Origin of the sequence: Streptomyces sp. TM32, from assembly GCF_004122755.1 — a bacterium.
In the GTDB taxonomy this organism is placed as follows: Bacteria; Actinomycetota; Actinomycetes; order Streptomycetales; family Streptomycetaceae; genus Streptomyces; species Streptomyces sioyaensis.
This window is the reverse complement of sequence record NZ_SDIG01000230.1, coordinates 1-8,252: the sequence shown is the minus strand read 5'-3', so window position 1 is coordinate 8,252 and position 8,252 is coordinate 1. Positions and strand designations below refer to the sequence as shown.

Annotated in this window: 7 protein-coding genes and 1 riboswitch; of the genes, 4 read left to right on the top strand and 3 right to left on the bottom strand. The window is 74.9% G+C overall.

The features are described 5' to 3' along the window. Window positions 1–997, bottom strand: a 997-nt coding sequence (locus EST92_RS29655; protein ID WP_129283780.1) for a cobalamin biosynthesis protein, incomplete at its 3' end; no start/stop codon positions are given. Window positions 998–1,144: 147 nt separating this feature from the next. Beyond that, window positions 1,145–1,299: riboswitch (cobalamin riboswitch) on the bottom strand. 274 nt (window positions 1,300–1,573) lie between these two features. Between EST92_RS29655 and EST92_RS29650 the strand changes: the two genes are divergently transcribed. Further along, window positions 1,574–2,344 (top strand): extracellular solute-binding protein, encoded by a 771-nt coding sequence (locus EST92_RS29650; RefSeq protein WP_254069133.1) that lies wholly within the window; start codon window positions 1,574–1,576, stop codon window positions 2,342–2,344. A 93-nt stretch (window positions 2,345–2,437) separates the two neighbouring features. Here the strand turns inward: EST92_RS29650 and EST92_RS29645 are convergent, their stop codons facing one another. Together EST92_RS29645 and EST92_RS29640 are read right to left on the bottom strand one after the other, a co-directional pair. Beyond that, window positions 2,438–2,674 carry a hypothetical protein gene (locus EST92_RS29645; protein ID WP_129250507.1) on the bottom strand — a complete coding sequence of 79 codons (237 nt, stop codon included), beginning with the start codon at window positions 2,672–2,674 and terminating at the stop codon, window positions 2,438–2,440. Between the two features lie 23 nt (window positions 2,675–2,697). Next, a complete protein-coding gene (locus EST92_RS29640) occupies window positions 2,698–4,014 on the bottom strand; it encodes an inorganic phosphate transporter (protein ID WP_129283779.1) in 1,317 nt (438 codons plus the stop codon). Window positions 4,015–4,465: 451 nt separating this feature from the next. Here EST92_RS29640 and EST92_RS29635 point away from each other — a divergent pair, with 451 nt between their 5' ends. The 3 genes from EST92_RS29635 to EST92_RS29625 all read left to right on the top strand — a co-directional run bounded on the left by EST92_RS29635 (window position 4,466) and on the right by EST92_RS29625 (window position 7,994). After that, complete coding sequence (locus EST92_RS29635) at window positions 4,466–5,134, top strand: class II aldolase/adducin family protein (protein ID WP_129283778.1); 669 nt, start codon at window positions 4,466–4,468, stop codon at window positions 5,132–5,134. 85 nt (window positions 5,135–5,219) lie between these two features. Beyond that, window positions 5,220–6,347: an alpha/beta fold hydrolase gene (locus EST92_RS29630; RefSeq protein ID WP_129283777.1), complete on the top strand. Its 1,128-nt coding sequence runs from the start codon at window positions 5,220–5,222 to the stop codon at window positions 6,345–6,347. A 195-nt stretch (window positions 6,348–6,542) separates the two neighbouring features. Then, complete coding sequence (locus tag EST92_RS29625; protein ID WP_129283776.1) at window positions 6,543–7,994, top strand: hypothetical protein; 1,452 nt, start codon at window positions 6,543–6,545, stop codon at window positions 7,992–7,994. The last annotated feature ends 258 nt before the right edge of the window (window positions 7,995–8,252 follow it).

Here is an 8,252-nt window from a genome sequence, read left to right as displayed (position 1 = left end):
GAGCTTCCGCTGCCCGCCCCGCGCCGACCGCTGCCCCCACCGCACCGACCGCCGCCCGCGCCGTCACCGTCGCCGCCAGCGCGAGCACGCTCACCCGGCGCGAGAGCCGCACGGCCCGCTCGATGTCGGCCACCGCGACCGGCCGCGCCCCGCCGTTGAGCACCGGACGGTGTTCCACCCGCCCGCCGTACGCCAGCGTGCCGCCCAGCCGTACGCCCAGCGCCCCCGCGAACGACGCCTCCACGGGGCCCGCGTTGGGACTCGGGTGTGCGCCGCCGTCCGCCCGCCAGGCCCGCAGCGCGGCGCGCCGGCCGGGGCCCGCGAGGACGGTGAGTGCGGCGGTCAGCCGGGAGCCGGGCCAGCCGGCGAGATCGTCGAGCCGGGCCGCGGCCCAGCCGAAACGGCGGTAGCGCGGGGACTTGTGCCCGACCATCGCGTCGAGGGTGTTCACCGCCCGGAACGCCACCAACCCGGGCACTCCGCCCAGCGCACCCCACACCAGGGCGCCCACCACCGCGTCCGAGGTGTTCTCGGCGACCGACTCCACCACCGCACGGGCCATCTGCGGCCCGTCCAGCGCCTGCGGATCGCGTCCGCACAGATGCGGCAGCCGCTCCCGTGCGACCTCCAGGTCACCCGCCGCCAACGCACCGCCGACGGCCCGGGCCTCCCGGCCGAGCGAGGTGCCGCCCAGCACGGCCCACACCGTCGCCGCGGTCAACGCGACCCCGGCGGCGCCGCGCAGCGGGGACGGCGACGGCGCGGCGCCCCGTACGGCACGCACCAGCAGCGCGGCACCGGCCGCGGCACCGCCCGCACACAGCACGGCATGGGCCGCCCCGTATCCGCGGTGGTCGCGCCACAGCCGGCGCTCGACGGTGGCCGCGGCCCTGCCGAAGGCGGCCACCGGATGGCCGCGCCGGGGATCCGCCGCGATCAGGTCGCCGAGGAAGCCGAGAGCCGCGCCGCACGCATATCCCGCGTGTTCGCCGCGCATCGGGTCAGACCGCCGCCGGGGCGTGTGCACGCCCTACGTCTCGAAGAGGCCGCGCGGCGGCGGGCAGTGGAGCTCTCGAAGGGCGGCCGGGCATGGCGGTATGTCCTCACTCAGGGTCCGCGCCCTGGCTCGACGTGTCGGCGACATGAGTCTCCTGGCTCCCCGGATCGGCGAGTCCTCCGGCCTTCCAGCCCCTGCGCGTACGCCGTCCGGCGTCCGCGCGATGGACCGTGGCCTTCGTTGGAGGAACCCTCCCCGGTGACAGTGGCGGGACCGCGCCGGATTCGCACCGGACTTCCTCAGCTGTCGCCGAATGGCCCGGGCAGTCCACCACGCCCCGCGAATGCCCGTCAACTCACCCTTGACCTGCGACGCCGCCTCGTGGCATGGGCTGTGGTGCACGCCACAGCGTGGCGGCCGGATCACAGACGGTTGCCCGGGCCCCTGATGGCACGTCACTATCGGGAGCGCGGCGGCGATGGGGCCGCCGGAAGGGGGCCGGGGGATGCCGCGGCGCGCTGACCGTCACGAGATCCGTATCAGGATCACGGGCAGAAACGGCCCAGGATGTACGGCATGGTCGCCCAGCTGCGGCCCTACGATGGGCTCACCGTCAACACCCTGGAGTCCGCCTGGGCCAACGGCGGCGACCCGTACGCCACCGGCTTCGCCAAGGGCGAGCAGGTCGGCGCGCTCCAGCTGGGCATCGCGGACCTCAAGGACCGGCTCGGCACGCTCATGCCGCACGAGGCCGTCACGATGGACGAGACCGAGAGCCGCCGCTGGTTCGCCGACGGGCGTGCGGTGTTCATGCGCAACTGGCCGGTCGAGTACGCCTCGGTCGCCGAAAAGCTCACCGCCGGCACCACCTTCGACGTCGCCCAGCTGCCGGCCCGTCCCGCCGACGGCCGGCGGCTGTCGGTGCTCGGCGGACGGAATCTGGCGATCTCCGCCGGCAGCAAGCGGCCGTCCGGGGCACGGGCCCTGATCGGGGCGCTGACCGACCCGGGCAGCGAACGCTGCCTGCTGGAGCGGGGGTTCGCGGCCACCCGCGACTCGGCGTACCGCGAGGGGGCGAAGGCGCCGCGCTGCCCGCTGCCGCCCGTCGACGCGGAGCACGCCGAGCACGGCGCCACGGGCGGGCCGGAGCCGCGGCCCGACCCGCGCACCCTGCACGAGGCGCTGATGGCGGCCGCCCCGCGCCCGCGCAGCGCCCACCACCAGACGTTCAGCAAGGTCCTCCAGCTCGGCGTGGCCGCCTATCTCGACGGCAGTGGCGGCACGGCCATCGCCGACCGGCTGGCCCGGCAGGCCGATGACGCGCTCGGCGGCCGGGGCACCCCATAGCAAAGGCGCCCGGCGGACGACGGCTGATGCCGTGCCCCGCCGGACGCCTCGCCGCGTCCGTGGCCGCTGGGTGCGCCGCCGTTTCCGGCTGCGTCAGGCGGCGACGATCAGGTAGATGCCGTAGGCCACGGCCACCGCGCACAGGGCGAAGGCGGCCACCGCACCGGTCCGCGCACCGGCACCCGGAGCGGCGACCGCGACCGCCGCGCCCTCCTGGGCCGGCTTGCGGGACGCCCCGACGATGCCGACGGTGAACAGGCCCACGATCCCGACCGTCACCACGAGGGTGACGCCGAAGACCTGGCCGAGAGCTGTCCAGTCGATGGTCATGAAGTTCCTTTGGGTGATGACAGCTAGCGGGAGACCGTCGCGGCCTTGGCGCGCGGGGCGGGTGTCGGGGTGGCGTCGGGGCCGGCCGGCTGGGCGGGCACCTCGGCGTCGGGGGCGGTCGGCTGGGCGGGCACCCCGGTGGTTTCCGGTGCGTCCGAAGCCGGCGCCGGCTGGCCTGCCGGCGGCGGGGAGACGCTGCGCAGCGCGGCGGTCACCACGCCCGCCGGCTCCGCGGCCGGGCCCTCGTTGACATTGGTGTGGTCGATCGGCTTGCGCCGGGAGGCGGCCCAGATCGCGCCGCAGATGCCCAGTCCGAGGACCGCCACCGCCGCCACGCCCCAGTCGCCCTGGTCGGCGAGGAACGCGGCGCCCGCCGCGACCGCACCGGCGGCCGGCAGCGTCAGGCCCCAGGCGGCGACCATCCGGCCGGCCGTGGACCAGCGCACCACGCCGCCCTTGCGGCCCAGGCCCGAGCCCATCACGGCACCGGAGCAGACCTGGGTGGTGGAGAGCGCGAAGCCGAGGTGGGAGGAGGCCAGGATGGTGGCCGCGGCGCCGGTCTGGGCGGCGAAGCCCTGCGGCGGCTGGATGTCGGTGATGCCCTTGCCCATCGTGCGGATGATCCGCCAGCCGCCCAGGTACGTACCGAGCGCGATGGCCAGACCGGCCGAGGCGATGACCCACAGCGGCGGGTCGGCGTGCGGGGCGACGACCCCGCCGGTGATCAGCGCGAGCGTGATCACACCCATCGTCTTCTGGGCGTCATTCGTGCCGTGGGCGAGCGAGACCAGGGCCGCGGAGGCGATCTGCCCCGCGCGGTAGCCCTTGGCGGTGTCCGTTTCGTCGCGGTTGCGGGTCAGTCGGTAGGTGAGCCGGGTCGCCGCCATCGCGGCCAGGCCGGCGACGAACGGGGCGGCCACCGCCGGGATCAGGACCTTCATCACCACGGCCTCGCCGTGCACGCCGTGGGTGCCGACGGACACCAGGGTCGCGCCGATCAGACCGCCGAAGAGAGCGTGGGAGGAGCTGGAGGGGAGACCCGCGAGCCAGGTCAGCAGGTTCCAGACGATCGCGCCGACCAGGCCGGCGAAGATCACTTCTGGTCTGATGCCGGCACCTTCATCGATGATCCCGCCGGAGATGGTCTTGGCCACCTCCACGGACAGAAACGCACCGACGAGGTTGAGCACTGCCGACATCGCCACCGCGGTCTTGGGTCGCAATGCCCCGGTGGAAATGGTGGTGGCCATTGCGTTGGCCGTGTCGTGGAAGCCGTTCGTAAAGTCGAACACCAAGGCCGTGACGATCACGATCCCGATGAGAAGCGTGATGTGTTCCATTCACCCAGGCAATCAGTTCGAAGGTCAGTGTCGCTGGGACCGTACGGAGAGTGGGTGAACGGAAAGTGAACTGGGACGGGCCGGGCGGTGACGCCACCGCACTGTTCACGCGGAGGCACCCCAGCTGTCACTTCCGCCTCACCCGTTGGCGATCTGCGGATGCTGTGTCTGCGCACCGTTCCGCAGGTCACGGCCGCCCGATGGCGGCCGCGGTGCGTCCCGGCGGACGGTGTGCAGGCGCGGCCCCCCGATGCTGCCAGGACCCCGGCGCACAGGGGTCCGATTCCGGCCGGTCGACGGCAGCCGTAGGGGTATTCCTGAAGAACCCGCATCTCCCTGGAGAACAGCACCGGTTCGGCGGGCCGCGACGTACGGCGCCCGGCCTTTTCGTACGGTGTCGCGCACCGCACCGCATCCGCATCCGTATTGGCCGCACCGCGCCGGAGGACCCATGAAGGACCACCCCGACCACCTCGCCGCAGCCTGGAGCGACCTGGTCACGACCGCCCGCAGGACCGTCGCCGACGGCCTGGTGGTCGGCACCTCGGGCAATGTCTCCTGCCGCCTGAGGGACCTGGTCCTGGTCACCCCCAGCGGCGTCCCCTACGACCGGCTCGGGCCGGGTGACCTCACCGCGGTCGACCTGGCAGGAACCCAGATCATCGGCACGCTCCGGCCGACCAGCGAACTCCCCATGCACCTGGCGGTCTACCGCAGCACCACGGCCGCCGCCGTCGTCCACACCCACGCCCCGTACGCCACCGCCGTGTCCACCCTCGTGCCCGAACTCCCGCCCGTGCACTACATGACCGCGGCGCTCGGCGGCCCCGTCCGAGTCGCCCCCTACGCCCTCTACGGCAGCGACGAGCTCGCCGCCCACATGCTCGACGCGCTCCGCGACCGCACCGGCTGCCTGCTGCAGAACCACGGCACCATGACCTACGGCGACAGCCTGGACCAGGCCCTGGACCGCACCGCCCAGCTGGAGTGGATGTGCCGCGTGTGGCTCACCGCGCAGTCCGTGCCGGGCCACACCCCGAGCCTGCTGTCGTCCGAGCAGCTCGACGCGGCCGCGGCCCGGCTGCGCGGCTACGGCCAGCGGGGCCGCAGCCGGGACTGACCCCGCCCGGAGGCCGCCGCCCGGCCACTCACCCGCCCGACTCCGCCAGGTGGCCGCACCCGGCGGCGCTGCGCACACTGGTGAGGTGCGCCTGGGTACTGCGGCGGCCGCGGCCGCCATCACCGTGATAGGTGCCGGGGCGGCCGCCGTGGCGGTCGGCCGGTACGCCAGCGACACTGCCCTGAAACCCTCGCCCGATCAGCCGTTCCCGGGCGACTCCCGGCTCACCGTGCACTCCGCCACCGCGGAGCGCATCGCCCTCACCCGCAGCCTGGTGGCCATGCGGCCCGGCACCTACGGGCTCACCGGCAACGGCTGCCACGCCGTGGTCGGCTCCGTCGTCCACGGCATCCCGCACCCCGCCGACGCCGTCGTCCGCCGCCTGGAGCGGGTCACCCACGGCACCCTCCGGCCGGGCAAACGGATGCGGCTCACCCCGCAGGTGCACATCGGCAACCCCCGTGACGCCCTCGGCCTCGACTACGCCGACGTCGACGTCCCCGGTGAACTCGGCTCCCTCCCGGCATGGTTCGTGCCCGGCGTCCGCGACACCTGGGTCATCACCGCACACGGCCTGGGCACCACCCGGGAGCACCCCATGGTGGCCATGCCGTTCCTGCACCGCCACCGGCTGCCCGTCCTCGACCTGGCCTACCGCAACGACCTCGGTGCCCCGCGCACCGCCGACGGCATCCACCACCTCGGCGACACCGAATGGCGCGATCTGGACGCGGCGATCCGCTACGCCCTCCGCTACGGCGCCCAGTCCGTCGTCCTCCTCGGCTGGTCCACCGGCGCGACCATGGCGCTGCGTGCCGCCACCCGCTCCGCGCTGCGCGACCGGATCAGCGGTCTCGTCCTGGACTCCCCGGTCCTGGACCGCAACGCCACCATCCGCGCGCTGGCGGCCGCCCGGCGGGTCCCGCGCGCCCTGCTGCCGCTGGTGGTGCGCGCCGCCGAGGGCTCCACGGGGGTTCCGCTGGGCCACCCCACCGACGCCGTCGACCCGGAGGAGCTGGACGTCCCCACCCTGCTCTTCCACGGCCCCGACGACCGGATCGCCCCCTGGACTGCCTCCCGTTCCTTCGCCGCCCGCCGCGCCGACCTGATCACTCTTCAGCCGGTTCCGCACGCCCCGCACGCCGCGATGTGGAACGCGGACCCGTCGGGCTACGAAGAGGCCCTGCGCCGCTTCCTCACCCCTCTCATGTAGCACCGCTGCCGGTCTCCCGCCGCACCGGCTCCCGGCGCCGTCCGCCGCCTCCCCCGACGCCGCCCCCATGAACCCCGGGCATACGGCGGGACAACTCCGCCCATCAGGGATGGGACGGTGAAATGCGCCGGCCCCAAAAGGCCGCACACCGGGTTCCGATTGGGCTTTCGGGCCGTCAGCGGCAACACTGCTCCTGTGACGTCCCGTACCCCGCGCGACTCCCGGCTCCGACTCGTCCCCCGTCAACCGGTTGGGGCCGCCCGCCGAGCGGTGACAACCAGGACCAAGCGCCCGGCACCCCGGCCGCCCGAGGGCACTCCGCCGCCCGCGGAGCTGGCCCGGCAGGCCCGCGCCGTGCTGGCCGGCGCGGCCCGCCTCGCCCGGTGGGCCGACAGCGGCGGCGGCAGCGGCGGCAGCCTGCGCGCCGGCCCGGACGGCGCACTGCCCGAAGCGGCGGTGGAACGGGCCGCCGAGGCCCTGCGCCTGACACCGCAGCAGGTCCGGGTCGACTGGGACCGGGCCCGGCTCGCCGGGCTCGTCGAGCTCCACGACGGCCTGGCCCGCCCCGGCTGGCGGCTGCGCGCCTGGGACCGCGACGACACCGCGGTGCTGCGCGGCTGGGTCGCGCTCTTCGACGCCTGGTCGCTGGCCCGCCCCGCCCCGGCCGGCGCCGGCCCCGCGATGGTCGCCGAAGTCGTCGAGGCGCTGCCGCAGTTGCTGTCCCTGCTGCACCTGTCGGCCGGGCCGGTCCCGCTGTCGGCGCTGCTCGACATGCTCGGCCAGCGCGTCGCCGAGCTGCGCACCGAGCGCTGTGAGGTCCCCTACGGCCAGGAGTCCGCCCAGGACGGCCCCCAGGACGCCGCAGACGCCGACGACGCCGCGGGGGCGTCGCTGGCCGCACTGCTGGCCTGGGCGCTGGACGCGCTGCGGATCGTCGGGGCGCTGGTCCCGCCGGGCGGTACGCCGGACGGCATCCACGAGGCCGTGCACGAGGCGTCCGAGGCGCAGCTGACACCGCTCGGCAACTGGTCGGTGTGGGTCAAGCTGGAACAGATCTGCGTCGCCGCGCAGAGCCCCGCCGGCCATATCGAACAGTCCGCGGAGGCGATGCTGCGTGGCTGCGCCCGGCTCACTCCCGGACCGGCCCGCACCGAATACCGCGCCTGGCTCGCCGCGCGCTCGGTCGGCTCGGCCGTCGAGGAACTGCTCACCGTGGCCCGCGGCGAGGACGCGCTGCTGCGCGGCCTGGCCTTCGAAGCCCTGCGGGCGGTCGGCGCCCCGGCCGAGGCCGCCGTACGGGCCGCGGCCGACGAGCCGGCCTTGCGGCCGTACGCCCTGTTGTGGCTGGTCGAGCACGAGGGCGGCGACCCGGAGAACGCGCCCGACGTGCTCACCCGCGAGGAGTCGACCTGGCTCTGGGTGGACACCGCGGCGGCCGTCGCCGACCACGGCGAGACCCAACTGCTGGTGCGCCACCTCGACTCCGCGGTCCAGGGCTCGGTCCCACGCCTCCTGGAGGAGGTCCGCGCCGTCGGCCACCCCCGCACGGTCCAGGTACTGGTGGCACTGGCCGCCGCCCACCCGGACCCCGCCCTCGCGAAGGCGGTACGGCGCGCGGCGTTCCAAGTCCACACGGGTGGCATCTGACTTCCCGCGTTTTTGGCTTTCCCGCCGTGGGTGTTGCTCGTCGTTCGTCGCCCGCTTCGCGGTGCGCTCTCCGCTGCGCTTTGCCTCGGCCCACGTTGTCGGCTGTCCCGCCGTGGTGGTTCGTCGCCGTCGCCTGCGGCGGGCGGGGTCCGCTGCGCGGGGCTGTGGGGTGCGGTGACGGGCCTCCGGGGCAGGGGTGTGGGACTGCTTCGCTTTACGTCCCACACCCCTGCCCCTCCGGCCCGTCCCCTCCCGTTG